Origin of the sequence: Microbacterium sp. NPDC078814 (assembly GCF_040702645.1) — a bacterium.
Taxonomy (GTDB): Bacteria; Actinomycetota; Actinomycetes; order Actinomycetales; family Microbacteriaceae; genus Microbacterium.
Genome location: NZ_JBFBLT010000008.1, coordinates 113657 through 131314, shown reverse-complemented (window position 1 = coordinate 131314; position 17658 = coordinate 113657). Strand labels below are relative to the sequence as shown.

General features: G+C 67.3%; 14 protein-coding genes and 3 tRNA genes. 2 read left to right on the top strand and 15 right to left on the bottom strand.

The window, feature by feature from the left end; all coding sequences use genetic code 11:
* Positions 1–409: 409 nt before the first annotated feature.
* The 4 genes from AB0300_RS15585 to AB0300_RS15570 form a co-directional block, all read right to left on the bottom strand.
* Positions 410–994, bottom strand: coding sequence for a hypothetical protein (locus AB0300_RS15585; protein ID WP_366216360.1), 585 nt, complete (start codon positions 992–994; stop codon positions 410–412).
* Positions 975–1595, bottom strand: coding sequence for a hypothetical protein (locus AB0300_RS15580; RefSeq protein WP_366216359.1), 621 nt, complete (start codon positions 1593–1595; stop codon positions 975–977). Before AB0300_RS15580 ends, AB0300_RS15585 begins: the two co-directional genes overlap by 20 nt.
* 855 nt (positions 1596–2450) lie before the next feature.
* Positions 2451–2654 carry a hypothetical protein gene (locus tag AB0300_RS15575; protein WP_366216358.1) on the bottom strand — a complete coding sequence of 68 codons (204 nt, stop codon included), beginning with the start codon at positions 2652–2654 and terminating at the stop codon, positions 2451–2453.
* On the bottom strand, positions 2651–2836 hold the full coding sequence (locus AB0300_RS15570; protein ID WP_366216357.1) for a hypothetical protein: 186 nt from the start codon (positions 2834–2836) through the stop codon (positions 2651–2653). Before AB0300_RS15570 ends, AB0300_RS15575 begins: the two co-directional genes overlap by 4 nt.
* A gap of 92 nt (positions 2837–2928) precedes the next feature.
* Between AB0300_RS15570 and AB0300_RS15565 the strand changes: the two genes are divergently transcribed.
* Together AB0300_RS15565 and AB0300_RS15560 are read left to right on the top strand one after the other, a co-directional pair.
* A complete protein-coding gene (locus AB0300_RS15565) occupies positions 2929–3351 on the top strand; it encodes a helix-turn-helix transcriptional regulator (protein ID WP_366216356.1) in 423 nt (140 codons plus the stop codon).
* 3 nt (positions 3352–3354) lie between these two features.
* Entirely contained in the window at positions 3355–3789 is a 435-nt protein-coding gene (locus AB0300_RS15560) for an ImmA/IrrE family metallo-endopeptidase (RefSeq protein WP_366216355.1), read from the top strand.
* 92 nt (positions 3790–3881) lie between these two features.
* Here AB0300_RS15560 and AB0300_RS15555 read toward each other — a convergent pair.
* The 11 genes from AB0300_RS15555 to AB0300_RS15505 all read right to left on the bottom strand — a co-directional run bounded on the left by AB0300_RS15555 (position 3882) and on the right by AB0300_RS15505 (position 17619).
* Positions 3882–3955 (bottom strand) — tRNA-Met (locus tag AB0300_RS15555).
* Between the two features lie 32 nt (positions 3956–3987).
* Positions 3988–4059, bottom strand: a tRNA-Thr gene (locus tag AB0300_RS15550).
* 68 nt (positions 4060–4127) lie between these two features.
* The gene (locus AB0300_RS15545; protein ID WP_366216354.1) at positions 4128–5276 is read right to left on the bottom strand and encodes a M23 family metallopeptidase; all 1149 of its coding nucleotides are present in this window, start codon (positions 5274–5276) and stop codon (positions 4128–4130) included.
* 239 nt (positions 5277–5515) lie between these two features.
* Positions 5516–6310, bottom strand: a complete 795-nt coding sequence (locus tag AB0300_RS15540; RefSeq protein WP_025104405.1) for an inositol monophosphatase family protein — start codon at positions 6308–6310, stop codon at positions 5516–5518.
* On the bottom strand, positions 6310–7344 hold the full coding sequence (locus AB0300_RS15535; protein ID WP_283399010.1) for a hypothetical protein: 1035 nt from the start codon (positions 7342–7344) through the stop codon (positions 6310–6312). Before AB0300_RS15535 ends, AB0300_RS15540 begins: the two co-directional genes overlap by 1 nt.
* A gap of 116 nt (positions 7345–7460) precedes the next feature.
* Positions 7461–8261, bottom strand: a complete 801-nt coding sequence (locus AB0300_RS15530; RefSeq protein ID WP_338565486.1) for an enoyl-CoA hydratase/isomerase family protein — start codon at positions 8259–8261, stop codon at positions 7461–7463.
* A 45-nt stretch (positions 8262–8306) separates the two neighbouring features.
* Positions 8307–8798, bottom strand: coding sequence for an FBP domain-containing protein (locus AB0300_RS15525; protein ID WP_025104408.1), 492 nt, complete (start codon positions 8796–8798; stop codon positions 8307–8309).
* A 72-nt stretch (positions 8799–8870) separates the two neighbouring features.
* Positions 8871–8955: transfer RNA gene (locus AB0300_RS15520), tRNA-Tyr, on the bottom strand.
* A gap of 86 nt (positions 8956–9041) precedes the next feature.
* Positions 9042–9971 carry a PfkB family carbohydrate kinase gene (locus tag AB0300_RS15515; protein WP_303708471.1) on the bottom strand — a complete coding sequence of 310 codons (930 nt, stop codon included), beginning with the start codon at positions 9969–9971 and terminating at the stop codon, positions 9042–9044.
* 181 nt (positions 9972–10152) lie between these two features.
* Positions 10153–14028 (bottom strand): DNA-directed RNA polymerase subunit beta', encoded by a 3876-nt coding sequence (gene rpoC / locus AB0300_RS15510; RefSeq protein ID WP_025104410.1) that lies wholly within the window; start codon positions 14026–14028, stop codon positions 10153–10155.
* A gap of 87 nt (positions 14029–14115) precedes the next feature.
* Entirely contained in the window at positions 14116–17619 is a 3504-nt protein-coding gene (locus AB0300_RS15505; protein WP_025104411.1) for a DNA-directed RNA polymerase subunit beta, read from the bottom strand.
* Between the last annotated feature and the right edge of the window lie 39 nt (positions 17620–17658).

Here is a 17658-nt window from a genome sequence, read left to right as displayed (position 1 = left end):
ACTCTTCGTTGATCGCCATGTTCAGTGGCCTTCCTTGTGTAGTGCGCGTTGGTAGGCGGCCGTTTCGACCAGGAACCCCGCAACCCGCAAACGCCTATCCCGACGGCGGCGACACCACCAATTAGGCATCTCGCTCATCCTCCAAGCAGGTACGGATCGGAGCATGTTCACTACCGCATTCGACGCAGTGAACAACCAAGAACGGCTTCATGTGGCTATCGGGAATCGTGTACATGCTTGTTCGCTCCTTCTAGTGAGTGTCTTGCGGGGGTTCGGGTAACCCCATGCACCCGAACCCCCACCCCATGCACGCAGCCCCACACCACGCACACCCCCACAACCACCCCAGCGGTGCAGGGAAAACCAAGTGCCCGTGCGCCGATCTGTGAGCGCACGCACGAGCCGACAACTAGGCCGAGATCAGGTCGCTGTCCGTGATTCGCGCACAGTGCCGTGGAGCACGCGAAGAGACCGCAACGCCCGCCGCTCTGAGTTCGTTCCGGCGCTTCCGTTCAGCAGCGTTGTCTCGAGCCGAACGGTGCGCCTTGCCGTTGGCGACATGCGACGGAGTGATCTGCGCCTTCGCCATGTCGAGTAGCACGACCTTCGCGCCCACCTTGAGGCCCTTGTCGTGAGCGACAGCAGTTCGCTGCATGGCCTCGGGAACTGCATCGCCGATCCACTTGACGCGATAGGAGTCTCCCGTGGTGCTGTGGGTGAGGGTGACCGTAAGGTACGCCTGCCCGTCGCGGTTCTTACCGAACTGGGGGCGAACCTTCTTGTCGTTGAAGGTCAGAAAGCTCCCATCCGGCAGCTCCACACGCTCGAACACCTCGCGGGCATCCATCGCGATTCGGCACTGGAAGCGAAGCGCCTCGGGTGGGCCGTCCTGCGACTCCATACCCTTGCGGATTGCTTCACGCTGCCACTTCGGCAGCGCCTCCTGCCCCTTGATCCGAAACCGGATCTTCGCATCAAACTTCGGACTGCTCATGGTGAATCTCCCTGATCTGGTCGAGCGTGGATTGCAGGGCATCGATCAGAAACGATCGGGCCTGCGGGGTCATGCGTCTTGCTGTCTGTGTGATGCCGCGCGACCAAGGGCCGCGCAGGTCGTTGATGAACGAGACCGTCGCCGAATCGGTGTCGCTGTGCCTGACCTCCGGCGTGGGCCGATCGTCTTCGACGATCTCGGCGTCGATCACTTCTTCCTCGAAACCCCCCACTTGGGGGGTTTTCTCTGGACCGCGTTGCCCCCTCAAATCCGCGGGCTCGTTCCGGGCGACAGTGTTGATGCCGACACCGAGCGTCCCCGCTGTTTCCTTCTGGGTGAGGCCTGCTTGTCTGAACCGCGCGATCAGCTCCGGACGCTCAGCCCGTGGCGCTTGCACGCCGTTCAAATTGGTGTACTCGGCATGGCGCATCTCGTCCCAGGATGCGTAGCCCTTGATCTCCCATGTGCGGTTCTCCACCTGCCAGGCCCACTCATCCCAGATGGATTCGGCGTGGCGGCGGACGCGTTCAATTGATGCGTCAACATCAGCCTCGGTGATTGACTTGACGACTTCCCCCGTCGCCATGTTCGCAAGAGTCATAGACAGACCCCCCTTTCTCAGCCCACGCAGGCAGCAAAAAGACCGGCCACGCGGAGCGTGCCGGTCTTCGTATCTCTTTGCGACTAGTGCTTACCCAGGGTGGGCAGACCTCCGCCGATCGCCCTCACCGACTTACCGCGGTGGCTGCGCTTCGCCTTGGCGCCCTTCTCGACCGGCTGCGTGCCGTTGGGGCACCGCTCCTTGCTTGACGGGTACGTGTGTTTCTCGAATCCGACTGGCGCGCCGTTTCGCATAACAACCCGCACCAGAGAGGAACACACGCCGCACCGGGCATGCCCGCTCGCGGTGACCTCGGAAGGCTTCTCCCGCAGCTTCTTCGCCTTCACCGGCTTGCGAGGACAACGAGACGCCTTATGCGCCGTCTTACCGACGCAAGCCGGACGCTCACAAAATCCGCTACTGGCCATACCGCCACCTCCGTGCCCTGCTGACGAATCGAACGTCAGTTGCAACCATTCAGGGCTACCAGCCTTCACGACCCGACACGGTTCGTCCAGCACTCCTTCCGCAAACGCGTTCAATGCCCGACCATGTTCGTTCAGCCGTCCCTCAGCTAAAACTCCACACCCACCTAGCTGCGTTCCTCGCGGGCGGCCACTCCCCTGCCTGGGGCCCGTCCATTCGTCGCGGTTCCGGTCGATTCCGGCGTCCCCCACCCAATGGCGTGGGAGGGGCGTATCTTCACTAGTCAGTGCTGTTCAATTGGCCCGGATCATGTTCTGCCACGAGGGGATAGCCCGGGTTTCAGTTGTGATGTAGTCGTGCCCCCGTTTTTGGGTGCACCGAGTAGCGGGTAGATCAGTGCGACCTACCAGCCGGATCAGATGACGGTGATCAGCCGGCGGATACCTTCTCTGCTGGTCGGGAGCGAAGCCACCGCTCCCCTTCCTCGCGCATGATTAGCGGCTTCGAGTCCACGTAGGACGGGACCAACTCGCCGCGCGCGATGTGCTGACGGACCTTCTCGATGGAAAGGTCGACGGCCTTCGCGAAGTTCGGAATGGAATAGGCGAGCTTGTCGAGGACGGGGGTGATCATGCGGCGCCTTCGATCAGGTCTTCTGGGCGGAAACCACGAAGACCGCCGGCCACCAGAAGCCCACGCACGGGCGCATCCCTCATGGAACGCGCCAGCACGTGGGCTTCGCGGCGACCGGCGGTCGTAAGCGAAGCATCCTCAGCCTGAAGGGGCCTTCTCCTGGATGGGTTCGTGTTGGTCATGGAAAGACAGTAACAGGTCTTGTTCGACCAACGCAAGCACATGTGAGTAGTTTTCGGCCAATCAAGACCCGAAGTCGGTTTAGACTGGCGGCATGGCCCGCCCAGTGAAAGTCATCAGTCAGTTCGACGTCTGCCTTGGACGCGTCGTGAAGTCCAAGCGCGTAAAGGCATCCCACACGCGGGCAAGCTTTGCCGAGGCGACCGGCATCCCGGAGGCCAACCTCAAGCGTCGCGAAGAGGGTCAGAACGAGATCACCGTCTCTGAGCTTGAGCGGATCGCAGAAGTCGTCGGTGTCTCTGCGCTGAAGATCGTGAATGAAGCGCTCGAGGACTATGGCGGCATCGAGAAGTTGCTTGCGGAGCACCGAGGAGACGGCCCGATGTCTGACGGCGCGCCTACAGTCACTCCTAGCGGCCCCGTGTCCCCCGCAGACAATGTGACCTACCTGGGGCACGTGAAGCCGCCCATGAACGCCGCAGCCGATGACGACCCTCGAACTGGACCCAAGGACTGATATATGAAGGAACTGATCGCCCATGCAGCGTCGCTGGGTGTATCCGTTCACGCGGCCCACATCGACGGGCCGCAGCGGGGCTACTACGACGCCTCCGCAAAGCAGGTTGTCTACGACTACGAACTGACGCCGGTGGAGCGGGACACGGTACTCGCGCATGAGCTCGGGCATGCGTTCTACGACCACCAGTGCTACGGCAACCCCAAGTTCGAGGCTGCGGCCGACTACTACGCGGCCTGTCTGCTGATCGCCCCGGATGCCTACATGCGCGCCGAGCGTCTCGATCCGTCCGTGGACGCGATCGCAGAGGAGCTGGGGGTGGAACCGAAGCTTGTGCGAGCGTACGAGGCGAGGGCGCTAACCCGCCTACACGGGGTGACCTACGTCAGGTCAAGGATGGGCGCCGGCCAGTACCATTTCGTGGCCTCGCACGCGTGAAATCGTGATGGGCTACACAATCGGCTACACGGACGTAGGCTACGGCTTAACGCAAAGACCCCCTCGCTAGTCGAGACTAGGAGGGGGATTTGTAGCAGGAGCGGGGCTTGAACCCGCGACCTCACGATTATGAGTCGTGCGCTCTCACCAACTGAGCTACCCTGCCGCACGGCATCCGCATCGCAGATGCGAACTCCGAGCCCCGAGTCAGGATTGAACTGACGACCCCTTCCTTACCATGGAAGTGCTCTGCCACTGAGCTATCGGGGCGTGCTGCCCCTCGCGGGGCAACCACACGAGAATACCATCACTGTGGCGTCCTCATGAAATCGAGACGGTCACTCCTCCGAGGTGAGCGACGTGCGTCCGGCGTTCTTCTTGAGCCACGGCATCGGGTCGATGGTCGTCCCGTTCACGATGAGCTCGAAGTGCAGGTGCGCCCCGTAGGAGCGGCCGGTGTTACCGGTCTTGCCGACGATGTCGCCGACCTTGACCTTGTCGCCCGCCTTCACCTGCAGCGAGCCGTACTGCATGTGCGAGTAGTGGCTCGTGATGACCGAGCCGTCGATGACGTGGTCGATGTAGACCGTGACACCGTAGGCGGCGCCCTGCTCGGTCGCGATGCGGACGGTGCCGTCGGCGATCGCCTGGATGGGCGCGCCGTTGCCCGGCACGAAGTCGATGCCCTCGTGGAGGCGGCCACTGCGCATGCCGTAGCCGTAGCTCATGCCCACGCCGACGAGGAACGGCCACTGGATGGCGGCGTCCGGGTCGTTCGTGAAGATCTCGCCGGAGTAGTTGATGCCCTGCTCGGCGGCGACCTCGACGAGCGAGACCGTGCTGAAGTTGTCGGCCCGCGAGAGCGGCTCGTTCTGCACGCCGGACGGCGCGACGAACGCCTGGATCTCGTCGTCCGCCGAGCCTGCCGCATCGGCGGCAGCCGCCGTGACGAGGGACGTCGAGGCGAGCGATCCGCCCTGGGCGGCCGCGACGGCCTCCGCGGGCAGGGTCATGGACACGGCCAGGAGTCCGGCGAGCCCCATCGCGCCGACGGTGGCACCGGCGGCGAGGGTCTTGCGGATGCGGCGGGTGCGGCGAGGACCGACGGCCGCGAGGCCGGCGGTATCGATCTTCGGCGCGGTCTGCGATGCGGCGTTCGCGACGAAAGCCGAACGGCGGGACGCCGACGGCGTCGGGATGGAGCCGGTCTCGCGGAAGGCGCGGGAGGCGCGCTCGAAGGCGTCGCCCTCGGCGTCAGCCTCGGCGACGAAGGGCTCGGATGCCGGGGCGATGTCCTCGACCGGGACGGTGTCTTCTGACTTCTCGACGATCTCGGCGACGACGGGCACCGCGGGGACATCGGCGATGGCGGGCGCAGCCGCGGCGATGAAGGGCTCCTCGGGTGCGACCGGCACCGGGGGCACCTCGGCCTGGCGCTGACGCGCGGCGCGACGGGACAGGGGGATGACAGCAGCGAGGGCGATCACGGTCTCCGCGTCAGCGAGGGGTGCCGTCGACCCGCTCGCCGAGGCCTCGGAGGCCGCAGTGCGAGGGCGGCTAGACCGGCGCGTGGGCGCAGCGGCAGCCTGGGGGTTCTCGAAGGGCAAAGCTAATCTCTCGGTCGTTCGTGATGCTCGGGGGCGCAATGACAACTCTCACCTTCGGGTGGTGAAAGTAACGATCGGGTAAACACTACCCCGATCCTCCTGTGAAAGCCATGGACCGGTCAGGGTTTTTCCTCATCGAGGATATCCCGGAGTCGGTCGTGCACGGTCACGCCACCCGCGATCAGGAAGGGCCGCGGCGATTCCCGGTCGATCCGGCTCACGCGCCCACCCGCTTCCTGGACGAGCAGGGCACCCGCCGCGTGATCCCACGGTTTGAGGCCGCGCTCGAAGTATCCGTCCAGTCGGCCCGCCGCCACGTAGGCCAGGTCCAGGGCCGCCGAACCCATACGGCGGAGATCCCGGGCGATGGGCATCACCCGGCGGACCGTCGCGAGGTCGCCGTCGTGCGTCGCCGGGTCGTAGCCGAACCCGGTCGCCAGGAGTGCCCCGGCGTCGGTCACCGCGGTCACCGCGAGCCGGACGCCGTCCGACCAGGCACCGTGCCCGCGAGCGGCCGCGAAGGTCTCGCCGATGGCGGGCGCGTGCACGGCGGCGGCCAGCGCCTCCCATGCGTCGGGCTCCGGAGGGCCGCTGACGGCCGCGATGCTCACGTTGTACGCGGGGATGCCGTAGGCGTAGTTCACCGTGCCGTCGATGGGGTCGACCACCCACGTGATGCCGCTGTCGCCGGTGGCCGCCCCCGACTCCTCGCCGAGGAAACCGTCCGCCGGCCGCGCCGCGCGCAGTCGCTCGCGGATGAGCGCCTCCACCTCGCGGTCCGCCTCGGTCACGATGTCGGCGAGCGTCGACTTGGTCGCCGCGAGCCGGACGCCCTCCCGGCGTCGGGTACGGGCGAGCGCACCCGCCTCCTCGGCGATCTCCGTCGCCAGCGCGCTGAGCTCGAGAGCGTCGATCACGGCGCCGGGTGCGAGGGTGCGGGCGGCGGCGGCGGGAAGGCCGGGGGCTCACCCTGGGTGGGCTGAGCGGGCTGCGGCGGCGCCGGCTGCGCAGGTGCCGACGAGGGCGACGCCGGCTGCGGCGGCGCCGGCAGGTCGGGCGCGGGAGGCACAGGGCCAGGAGCGGGAGGCGCCGCGAAGTCCGGAAGGGCCGGAGCCGTCGGCGCCAGGGGCGGGGTCGCCACGGGGAACCCCGCGGCGGGCGCCTGACCCAGGGCCTGGGGAGCCGTCGAGGGGTACCCCGTGTAGAACGCATTCCAGTCCGGGCTCCCGTCCGGAAGGACCGGGAGGGGCGTGATCCCGTCGGCGTAGGTCGGCCAGGACGGTGCGGAGGCGACCGGCCGGGCGGCAGGAGCCTTCTTCGGCGCGAACAGGGCGTTGAGCAGCGGAATGAGCGTGGTGCCGACGGCGACGAGGATCGTGAGGGCGACGACGATGCGCCAGTACAGCTCGGTGTAGTCGAAGGTGTTGGGGAACGCGAGGAAGAAGACCAGCAGGGCGACGAGGGCGCCGAGGAAGACGATCGTCACGATGTGGATCACCTTCGTGAAGGTCGTGACATGGCGCTGCGCGGCACGGGTGAAGAGCCGCACATGGAGCAGTGCGAGCTGCAGGATCCCGATCACGAGCAGCAGCTGGAAGAAGCGCTCCGCGCCGAAGTAGAGCCCGTCTTCCGGGAGCCAGATCTTCACGAGGCCGACGAGGAGCGCGATGACCCAGGAGACCATGCTCGCGAGCTGGAGCCAGTCCGGCCGGTTCGGCGCGAGGCCCGCCTCGAGGATGGCGATCCCGGCGAAGGCGGCGAGCAGGAGGATCGTGAGGAAGGCGCGACCGATGAGGCCGTTCTGATCACCGACCAGGACCCACACGACGCAGACCAGAGCCGCGGCGATGAGGGCGCCGATCGCGACCCACAGCGAGCCCCTGATGAGCAGCGACATGTTCTTCTTGTCACCCTGCGGCTGCAGCCGGGCGGTGTCCGGATGGGACATGGGGATCCTCTCGTCGAGCGGCGATGCCTTCATCCTGCCACGCGCGGGCCCGCTTGTTCCGGCTTCCCTCGAGTGCGAAGGAGATCGGGGACCGACCGAGGTCTGGGGAGGAAGGGTCAGCCGGCCTTCTTCGCGGAGGCCGCCGCGAAGGCCGCGACCCGCGCCTGTGCGTCCGGGGTCTCCAGGGCGGCGCCGATGGACCGGGCCTCCTCGCTCAGCTGCTCGGCGAACGTGCGCTCCGGCTGCGACCGCACCAGCCGCTTGGCCTGCCCGTACGCGTCGGCGGCGCCGGCGAGCCAGAACCGCGTGATCTCCTCGGCCCGCGCACGGACCCGGTCGGCTTCCGTCCTGCCGTCCTCGCCCTCCACGACCTCGGCCACCAGGCCCCAGTCGAGGGCCTCCGCGGCCGTGAGCAGCCGGTCCTGCAGCACGAGCTGGAGGGCACGGCGCTGACCCACGGCCCGCGCGAGCTGGGCTGACACGGAGAGGTCGGGCGTGAGGCCGATGTTCGCGTACAGGCTCCCGAGCTGCGACCGCGAGCCCACCACCGCGTAGTCCGTGGCGAGCAGGATGCCGAGTCCGCCACCGGCCGTCGTCCCGTGCGCCGCGGCGACCACGGGCACGCTCGACTCCGTGAGCGCGCGGATCCCGGTGTTGATGACCTCCGCCAGCGCGGTGATCTCCGCCCCGGACGACCCCATGGTCGTCGCCATGTCGATCACGTCGCCGCCCGCGCAGAACGCCGGTCCCGCCGCGTCGATGAGGATGGCCTGCACGTCGTCGCGCGACGTCGCCTCGACGGTCGCATCCCGCCAGGCGTACGCCAGATCGGCGTTGAAGGCGTTGAGGCGGGTCGGACGGTTGAGCGTGAGCCGCGCCATCCCCTCGTCGACGGCGAACAGGATGGCATCACTCATGGCTTCTCCTTCGAGCACAGGCGGATGCCTCCAGGCTAGTCGCGCTCAGGCGCCCTCCCAGACGCGCGCCACGAACCGCTCCATCCGTCGCCGGGTGCCATCGAGCCGGAAGTCGACCTGTCCCGCCGCCCGGATCTCGTTCGGTGCGAGCGGATGCGCCAGGCGCACGTTCTCGTGGCAGGACAGATCGGCGCAGATGTAGGTGCCGACCGAGTCGCCGCGCTCCCCCGCCTCTCCCGTGCGTCGCGCCGCGAACAGCGCCACCTGGTTGCCCGGCTGCATCGTGTGGCAGATGTTGCACATGCCCGAGCGCCCGCGCCCTGGTTCCGACGCCCGCAGCACCACCCCGACCACACGCCCCTCGTGCGGGATGAGGACGTAGCCGCGCTTGCCGGCACTCGGGTCGCGCCAGGCGAAGAAGTCGAGGTAGTCCCAGTCCACGAGGAGGAAGTCGTGCGGCATCTCCATGACGCGCAGCTCGTCGGCGTCCGCGTTCACGAACGAGGCCCGGACGTCGGCTTCGGTGAGAGGTCGCATCGCACCAGTCTAGGAACTCGGCGCGGAGGTGAGGCCGGGAACGGGAGAAGCCCCCGCGAGCGGGGGCTTCCGTGGTGGCGAGTGAGGGATTCGAACCCCCGAAGTCGAAGACGGCTGATTTACAGTCAGATCCCTTTGGCCACTTGGGTAACTCGCCAGAGCGCACCCGTCCGACTTGAACAGCCAACCGGGGGCACGAAGAACAATCATACCTGCCGGATGCGGGCGCGAGAAATCGAGGCGTCAGCTCCCGTGCACGCCGCGGTCGGCGGCGGCCAGCGACTCCGGCGTGCGCAGCAGCCCGCCCTCGGCGCGGCAGGTCGCGGCGGCCACATCCATCGCGCGCTCGAGCAGGGCGGACCATCCTTCGACCGCCTCCGGGGCACCGTCCACCAGTCCGGCGGCGACGGCGGCGAGCGTCGCGTCCCCCGCGCCCACGGTATCGACCACCCGACCCGGCAGCGCCGAGATGGGGGCCGAGACCGACCCGGCGTCCGATTCGAGCACGGCGCCGTCCGCTCCGGCCGTCGCGAGCACCGCCGTGACGCCGAGGCCCCGGAGCCGCGCGCGCAGGGTGTCGAGGTCGCCGTCATAGAGCACGTCGGCATCGTCGGCGCCGACCTTCACCAGGTCCGCCCGCGCGGCCAGCCGCTCGAAGCCGCGGACGAACTCCTCGCGGTCGGACAGCATCCCGGTGCGGGGATTCGGATCGATCGCCAGCCGCGCGCCCTCCACCGCGGCGGCGAGGGCCTCGACCTCGGCCGGGACATCGAAGGGGAAGCAGCTCACCGCGACGATGTCCGCGCCGGCGATGGCAGCCTTCGCGTCGTCGGAGTACCGGACGGTCCGCTCCTGGGCCGCGCGGTTGAAGACGTAGCTCGGCTCGCCGTTCGCGGTCCGGGTCACGACGGCCCGCGACGACCCGTGCGGTGCCGCGCTCGCGATCAGCCGCACGCCGTGATCGGCCAGATACTCGCGGATGTGCGCGCCGGCGACGTCCTCCCCCACCATCGCGATGAGCGTCGTGGGGATTCCGAGCCGGCGCAGCCCCACCGCGACGTTCAGGGCGGCTCCGCCGACGAACTCGCGGACGCCGGCCTCATCCCGGATCTCGTCGATCAGGGCGTCTCCGATGACGACGGCCGCGCCGCCGGGGGAAGTCTCAGTGGTCACTCGCCGACCCTACCGCGCCCGCCCCGGTCACAGCTTCGGAGATGACACCCGACACCCCGAGGGATGAGCCCCACCGGCGGCGCGCCGCGCCGGATCTCCGAAGCTGTGCACACCCGACCGCGCCGAGGGACGACGAAGGCCCCGGGGAGAACCCCGGGGCCTTCGTTCACTCACTCACACCTCAGTTGTAGGTACCGGGGGTGATGTCGTCCGTCGAGAACGCGTCGAAGTCGACGTAGCCGAAGTCGCCGTCCGCGTACGCGCCGTCGGATGCGAAGATCCGGTTCGGGTAGCGCTCGCTCTTGGCTTCCTCGGTGGCCTCGACCGTGACGTCGCGGTACTTCGAGAGACCGGTTCCGGCGGGGATGAGCTTTCCGATGATCACGTTCTCCTTGAGACCGACCAGCGGGTCGCGCTTGCCCTCCATGGCGGCCTGCGTGAGCACGCGGGTCGTCTCCTGGAAGGACGCAGCGGACAGCCACGACTCGGTCGCGAGCGACGCCTTCGTGATACCCATCAGCTCCGGGCGACCGGACGCGGGGCGCTTGCCCTCGGCCACGGCCTCGCGGTTGATCTGCTGGTAGCGCTTCAGGTCGACCATCTCACCCGGCAGCAGGGTCGTGTCGGCGTGGTCGACGACGGTGACCTTGCGGAGCATCTGGCGGACGATGACCTCGATGTGCTTGTCGTGGATCGGCACACCCTGCGAGCGGTAGACGCCCTGGACGCCGCCGACGAGGTACTTCTGCACCTCGCGGGCACCCATGACGCGCATGACCTCCTTGGGGTCGAGCGTGCCGACCTGCAGGGGCTGACCGACCGAGACGTGCTGGCCGTCCTCGACGAGGAGGGTGGCACGCTTCAGCACCGGGTAGACGACGGGCTCGTCGCCGTTGTCGGGCGTGAGGATGACCTTCTTGGCCTTCTCGGTCTCGTCGATCGTGATGCGGCCGTCGGCCTCCGCGATCGGCGATGCACCCTTGGGGGTACGCGCCTCGAACAGCTCCTGCACACGGGGCAGACCCTGCGTGATGTCATCCGCCGACGCCGAACCACCGGTGTGGAAGGTACGCATCGTCAGCTGGGTACCGGGCTCACCGATCGACTGGGCCGCGATGATGCCGACGGCCTCGCCGATGTCGACGGTCTTGCCGGTCGCGAGCGAACGGCCGTAGCACTGCGCGCACACGCCGACGGCGGAGTCGCAGGTCAGGACCGAGCGGACCTTGATGGTCTCGACGCCCGCGGCGACCAGCTTGTCGATGAGCACGTCACCCACGTCGTCGCCGGCCGCGGCCAGGACCTCGCCCGACGCGTTCACCACGTCGGAGGCCAGCGTACGGGCGAACACCGAGTTCTCGACGTTCGCGTCGCGCACCAGCTCACCCTGCGAGTTCGGAGCGGCGATCGGGAGCTCGAGGCCCTTCGACGTGCCGCAGTCCTCTTCGCGGATGATGACGTCCTGCGAGACGTCCACCAGACGACGGGTCAGGTAACCCGAGTCGGCGGTACGCAGAGCGGTGTCGGCCAGACCCTTACGGGTACCGTGCGTCGCGATGAAGTACTCCGCCACCGACAGACCCTCGCGGTACGAGGAGATGATCGGACGCGGGATGATCTCACCCTTGGGGTTGTTCACCAGACCACGCATACCGGCGATGTTCCGGATCTGCAGCCAGTTACCACGAGCGCCGGAGGACACCATGCGGTTGATGGTGTTGTCCTCCGGGAAGTGCGCCTTCATCGCGGCCTGCACCTCGTCGGTCGCCTCGGTCCAGATCTTGATGAGCTCCTGACGACGCTCGGCGTCGGTCGTGAGGCCCTTCTCGTACTGGGACTGGACCTTCGCGGCCTGCTTCTCGTAGCCCGCGACGATCTCCGCCTTATTCGGCGGGGTGAGGATGTCGCTCAGCGCGACGGTCACACCCGAACGGGTCGCCCAGTAGAAACCGGCATCCTTGATGCGGTCCAGCGTGGCGGCCGTCTCGACCTTGGGGTACTCCTCGGCCAGCTTGTTGACGATCTGCGACAGCTTGCCCTTGTCGGCCTGCTCGCGGACGAAGGGGTAGCCCTTCGGCAGCGCGTCGTTGAAGATCGCCTGACCCAGCGAAGCGTCGACCAGGCCGTGCTTCTCGTAGCCCTCGGGAGCCTCGCCCTCGAGGAAGGCCAGACCCGGGATGCGGATGCGGACCTTCGCCTGCAGGTCGAGCGTGCCCTCGTCGTACGCGAGCTGTGCCTCGCCGACGGAGCCGAACGCACGGCCCTCGCCCTTGGCGCCGGCCTTGACCGTGGTCAGGTGGTGCAGACCGATGATCATGTCCTGCGAGGGCAGGGTGACCGGACGGCCGTCCGACGGCTTCAGGATGTTGTTCGACGCGAGCATGAGCACGCGGGCCTCGGCCTGAGCCTCGACCGACAGCGGCAGGTGGACAGCCATCTGGTCACCGTCGAAGTCGGCGTTGAACGCCGCGCAGACGAGCGGGTGCAGCTGGATGGCCTTGCCCTCGACGAGCTGCGGCTCGAACGCCTGGATGCCGAGACGGTGCAGGGTGGGTGCACGGTTCAGCAGCACCGGACGCTCGCGGATGATCTCCTCGAGCACGTCCCAGACCTCGGGACGGGTGCGCTCGACGGCGCGCTTGGCGGCCTTGATGTTCTGCGAGTGACCGAGGTCGATCAGGCGCTTGATGACGAACGGCTTGAAGAGCTCGAGCGCCATCTGCTTGGGCAGACCGCACTGGTGCAGCTTGAGCTGCGGGCCGACGACGATGACCGAACGGCCCGAGTAGTCGACACGCTTGCCGAGCAGGTTCTGGCGGAAGCGACCCTGCTTTCCCTTGAGCATGTCGCTCAGGGACTTCAGGGCGCGGTTGCCGGTACCGGTGACCGGGCGACCGCGGCGGCCGTTGTCGAACAGCGCGTCGACGGCCTCCTGCAGCATCCGCTTCTCGTTGTTGACGATGATCTCGGGGGCACCGAGGTCGATCAGGCGACGGAGACGGTTGTTGCGGTTGATCACGCGGCGGTACAGGTCGTTCAGGTCGGAGGTCGCGAAGCGGCCACCGTCGAGCTGGACCATCGGACGCAGCTCCGGCGGGATCACCGGGACGACGTCGAGCACCATCGCGGCCGGGCTCATGCCGGTCTCGAGGAACGAGTTGACGACCTTGAGGCGCTTGATCGCACGGATCTTGCGCTGGCCCTTGCCCTCCGAGATCTGCAGGTGCAGGCTCTCGGCCTCGGCGGCCAGGTCGAACGCGGCCAGGCGACGCTGGATCGCCTCGGCCCCCATGTAGGCCTCGAAGTACTGGCCGAAGCGGTCCTGCAGCTCGTGGAAGACGTCGTCCTCCGGGCGCAGGGCACCGACCTCGAGCGTGCGGAAGTCCTCCCACACGCGCTCCAGCTTCAGGATCGCCTCGTCGGCACCCTTGCGGATGAGCGACATCTCCTTCTCGGCGGCGTCCTTGACCTTCTTCTTGGCGTCGGCCTTGGCACCCTCGGCCTCGAGGGCCGCGAGCTCCTCCTCCAGCTTCGCCAGGCGCTCCGCGATCTTCGCGTCGCGGCGGTCGCCGAGCGTCTTCAGCTCGAGACGGATGTTGTTCTCCTGGGTGCCCAGGTCGCGGTGACGGGCCTCCTCGTCAACCGAGATGACCATGTACGCGGCGAAGTAGATGACCTTCTCGAGGTCCTTCGGCGCCATGTCCAGCAGGTAGCCGAGGCGCGAGGGCACGCCCTTGAAGTACCAGATGTGGGTGACGGGAGCGGCGAGCTCGATGTGACCCATGCGCTCACGACGGACGGAGCTCTTGGTGACCTCCACGCCGCAGCGCTCGCAGACGATGCCCTTGAAGCGGACGCGCTTGTACTTGCCGCAGGCGCACTCCCAGTCACGGGACGGGCCGAAGATCTGCTCTCCGAAGAGACCGTCCTTCTCCGGCTTGAGGGTGCGGTAGTTGATGGTTTCGGGCTTCTTGACCTCGCCGTAGGACCACGCGCGGATGTGGTCTGCGGTCGCCAGGCCGATGCGAAGCTCATCGAAGGTTGTGGACTCGAGCACTAGTTCTCCTGTGTCGGAAATTCTTTTTGAGAAGTCTGGGCTTCGACCGGCTCAGCCGTCGCGGGGACGGCTGAGCCCGTCGAAGGATTAGATCTCGTCGATCGAGGCGGCCTCGAAGCGGCTGGAGATGTTGATACCGAGTTCCTCTGCGGCGCGGAACGCCTCGTCGTCGGTGTCGCGGAGGTTGACCAGCGTGCCGTCGGCCGAGAGGACCTCGACGTTCAGGCAGAGCGACTGCATCTCCTTCATGAGCACCTTGAACGACTCGGGGATGCCGGGCTCCTGGATGTTCTCGCCCTTGACGATGGCCTCGTACACCTTGACGCGGCCGAGGATGTCATCGGACTTGATCGTGAGGAGCTCCTGGAGGGCGTACGCCGCACCGTAGGCCTCGAGAGCCCACACCTCCATCTCACCGAAGCGCTGTCCACCGAACTGCGCCTTACCACCGAGCGGCTGCTGGGTGATCATCGAGTACGGACCGGTGGAGCGGGCGTGGATCTTGTCGTCCACCAGGTGGTGGAGCTTCAGGATGTACATGTAGCCCACGGAGATCGGCGCCGGGAACGGCTCGCCGGAGCGGCCGTCGAACAGCTGCGTCTTGCCGCTCGAGTCGATCAGGCGGAGGCCGTCACGGGTCGGGAGCGTCGAGTCGAGCAGACCGGAAATCTCCTCCTCGCTGGCACCGTCGAACACCGGGGTGGCGACCTTGGTGCCGGGCGCGGCCTCGAACGCCTGCTGCGGCAGCTTGGCGGCCCACTCCGGGGTGCCCTCGACCTTCCAGCCCTGCTTCGCGATCCACCCGAGGTGGGTCTCGAGGACCTGGCCGAAGTTCATTCGACCCGGGATGCCGAGCGGGTTGAGGACGATGTCCACCGGGGTGCCGTCCGCGAGGAACGGCATGTCCTCGACGGGCAGGATCTTCGCGATGACACCCTTGTTGCCGTGGCGGCCGGCGAGCTTGTCGCCCTCGGTGATCTTGCGCTTCTGGGCGATGTAGACCACGACGCGGCGGTTGACGCCGGAGCCGAGCTCGTCGTCGCCGTCCTCGGCGTTGAACTCCTTGACCGCGATGATCGTGCCCTGCTCACCGTGGGGCACCTTCAGCGACGTGTCGCGGACCTCGCGGCTCTTCTCGTTGAAGATCGCGCGGAGCAGACGCTCCTCGGCCGACAGCTCGGTCTCACCCTTCGGCGTGACCTTGCCGACGAGGATGTCGCCGGGGCGGACCTCGGCGCCGATGCGGATGATGCCGCGCTCGTCGAGGTCCTTCAGCAGCTCCGGGCTGACGTTGGGGAGGTCACGGGTGATCTCCTCCTTGCCGAGCTTGGTGTCGCGGGCGTCGACCTCGTACTCCTCGATGTGGATCGACGAGAGGGTGTCGTCCTTCACCAGGTCCTGGCTCAGGATGATGGCGTCCTCGAAGTTGTAGCCCTCCCACGTCATGAACGCGACGAGGAGGTTCTTCCCGAGGGCCAGCTCGCCGTTCTCGGTGGCGGGGCCATCGGCGATGACCTCTCCGACCTCGACGCGCTCACCGGCCGAGACGACGACCTTCTGGTTGTAGGAGGTGCCCTGGTTCGAGCGGTCGAACTTGCGCAGGTGGTACTCCTGCGTGCCGCCCTCGTCGAGCATGACGACGACGCGGTCCGCGGAGACCTCGGAGACGACACCGGCCTTCTCGGCGGTGATCACGTCACCGGCGTCGATGGCCGTGTAGCCCTCCATACCGGTTCCGACGAGCGGCGAGTCGCTGCGGAGCAGCGGCACGGCCTGACGCTGCATGTTGGCGCCCATGAGCGCGCGCTGCGCGTCGTCGTGCTCGAGGAAGGGCACGAGCGAGGTCGCGACCGACACCATCTGGCGCGGCGAGACGTCGATGTAGCCGATCTCCTCCGGGAGGAACAGGTCGACCTCACCGCTGCCGCCCTTGGGGCGCGCGAGCACGTGGCTCTCGCGGAAGCGACCCTTCGCGTCGAGCGGCGCGTTGGCCTGCGCGATGTTGAAGTCGACCTCCTCGGAGGCGGTCAGGTAGTCGATCTGGTCGGTCACGACACCGTCGACGACCTTGCGGTACGGGGTCTCGATGAAGCCGAACGAGTTGATGCGCGCGAAGGTCGCGAGCGCACCGATCAGACCGATGTTCGGGCCTTCCGGCGTCTCGATCGGGCACATGCGGCCGTAGTGCGAGGGGTGGACGTCACGGACCTCGACGCCGGCACGGTCACGGCTCAGACCACCGGGGCCGAGAGCCGACAGACGGCGCTTGTTGGTCAGACCCGCGAGCGGGTTGTTCTGGTCCATGAACTGCGACAGCTGCGAGGTTCCGAAGAACTCCTTGATCGCGGCGACGACGGGGCGCACGTTGATCAGGGTCTGCGGCGTGATGGCCTCGATGTCCTGCGTGGTCATGCGCTCGCGGACGACGCGCTCCATACGGGACAGACCCGTGCGGACCTGGTTCTGGATGAGCTCGCCGACCGCGCGGATGCGACGGTTGCCGAAGTTGTCGATGTCGTCGGTCGCGAGGCGGATCTCGGTCTTCTTGCCGCCGCGGATGCCCTCGAAGGTCTCCTCGGTGCCCGCGTGCAGACGCACGAGGTACTTGATCGTGGCGACGATGTCCTGCACCGTCAGCACCGACTCCGTCAGCGGGGTGTCGAGACCCAGCTTGTGGTTGATCTTGTACCGGCCGACCTTGGCGAGGTCGTAGCGCTTCGGGTTGAAGTAGAAGTTGTCGAGCAGCGCGCGGGCGGCCTCGGCGGCCACCTGCTCGCCCGGACGCAGCTTGCGGTAGATGTCGCGCAGCGCGTCTTCCTTGGTGACGATCGTGTCCTTCGCGAGCGTCTCCTCGATGGAGGTGTAGCCGGCGAACTCCTCGAGGATCTCCTCGCTGGTCATGCCCAGCGCCTTGAGGAAGACCGTCACGGACTGCTTGCGCTTGCGGTCGACGCGGACGCCGACCTGGTCGCGCTTGTCGATCTCGAACTCGAGCCAGGCACCGCGGCTCGGGATGACGCGCGCCGAGACGATGTCCTTGTCACTCGTCTTGTCGGGGGTCTTGTCGAAGTAGACACCCGGCGAGCGCACGAGCTGCGAGACGACGACGCGCTCGGAGCCGTTGATGATGAACGTGCCCTTGTCGGTCTGGAGCGGGAAGTCGCCCATGAAGACCGTCTGGGTCTTGATCTCACCCGTGAGGTGGTTCATGAACTCGGCCTCGACGTAGAGCGGGGCCGCGTAGGTCTTGCCACGCTCCTTGCACTCCTCGATGGAGTACTTCTCGGGCTCGAGGTACGGGTTCGTGAACGACAGCTGCATCGTCTCGCCGAGGTCCTCGATCGGGGAGATCTCCTCGAAGATCTCGCCCAGACCGCTGTTCTCGTTCACGTCGGTGCGACCGGCGGCCTTGGCCTCGGCCACGCGCGCCTTCCAGGCGTCGTTGCCGACCAGCCAACCGAAGGACTCGGTCTGCAGGGCGAGAAGGTCGGGGACCGTCAGCGTGTCGGAGATCTTGGCGAACGAGAGACGGGAAGCTCCGCGTCCGTTCTTGGTGGTGGTGGATGTGGATGCGTTGGGAGCAGCAGCCAAGGGAATAACCTCCGTGAGCCCCGCAGGGCTTCTCGATTC

Bases quoted from the DNA above. Each gene is read 5' to 3' on its own strand.
- AB0300_RS15585 (WP_366216360.1), bottom strand. From the start codon at position 994: ATGAGCAGTCCGAAGTTTGATGCGAAGATCCGGTTTCGGATCAAGGGG.
- AB0300_RS15525 (WP_025104408.1), bottom strand. From the start codon at position 8,798: ATGCGACCTCTCACCGAAGCCGACGTCCGGGCCTCGTTCGTGAACGCG.
- AB0300_RS15580 (WP_366216359.1), bottom strand. From the start codon at position 1,595: ATGACTCTTGCGAACATGGCGACGGGGGAAGTCGTCAAGTCAATCACC.
- AB0300_RS15535 (WP_283399010.1), bottom strand. From the start codon at position 7,344: ATGTCCCATCCGGACACCGCCCGGCTGCAGCCGCAGGGTGACAAGAAG.
- AB0300_RS15575 (WP_366216358.1), bottom strand. From the start codon at position 2,654: ATGATCACCCCCGTCCTCGACAAGCTCGCCTATTCCATTCCGAACTTC.
- AB0300_RS15530 (WP_338565486.1), bottom strand. From the start codon at position 8,261: ATGAGTGATGCCATCCTGTTCGCCGTCGACGAGGGGATGGCGCGGCTC.
- AB0300_RS15560 (WP_366216355.1), top strand. From the start codon at position 3,355: ATGAAGGAACTGATCGCCCATGCAGCGTCGCTGGGTGTATCCGTTCAC.
- AB0300_RS15565 (WP_366216356.1), top strand. From the start codon at position 2,929: ATGGCCCGCCCAGTGAAAGTCATCAGTCAGTTCGACGTCTGCCTTGGA.
- AB0300_RS15570 (WP_366216357.1), bottom strand. From the start codon at position 2,836: ATGACCAACACGAACCCATCCAGGAGAAGGCCCCTTCAGGCTGAGGAT.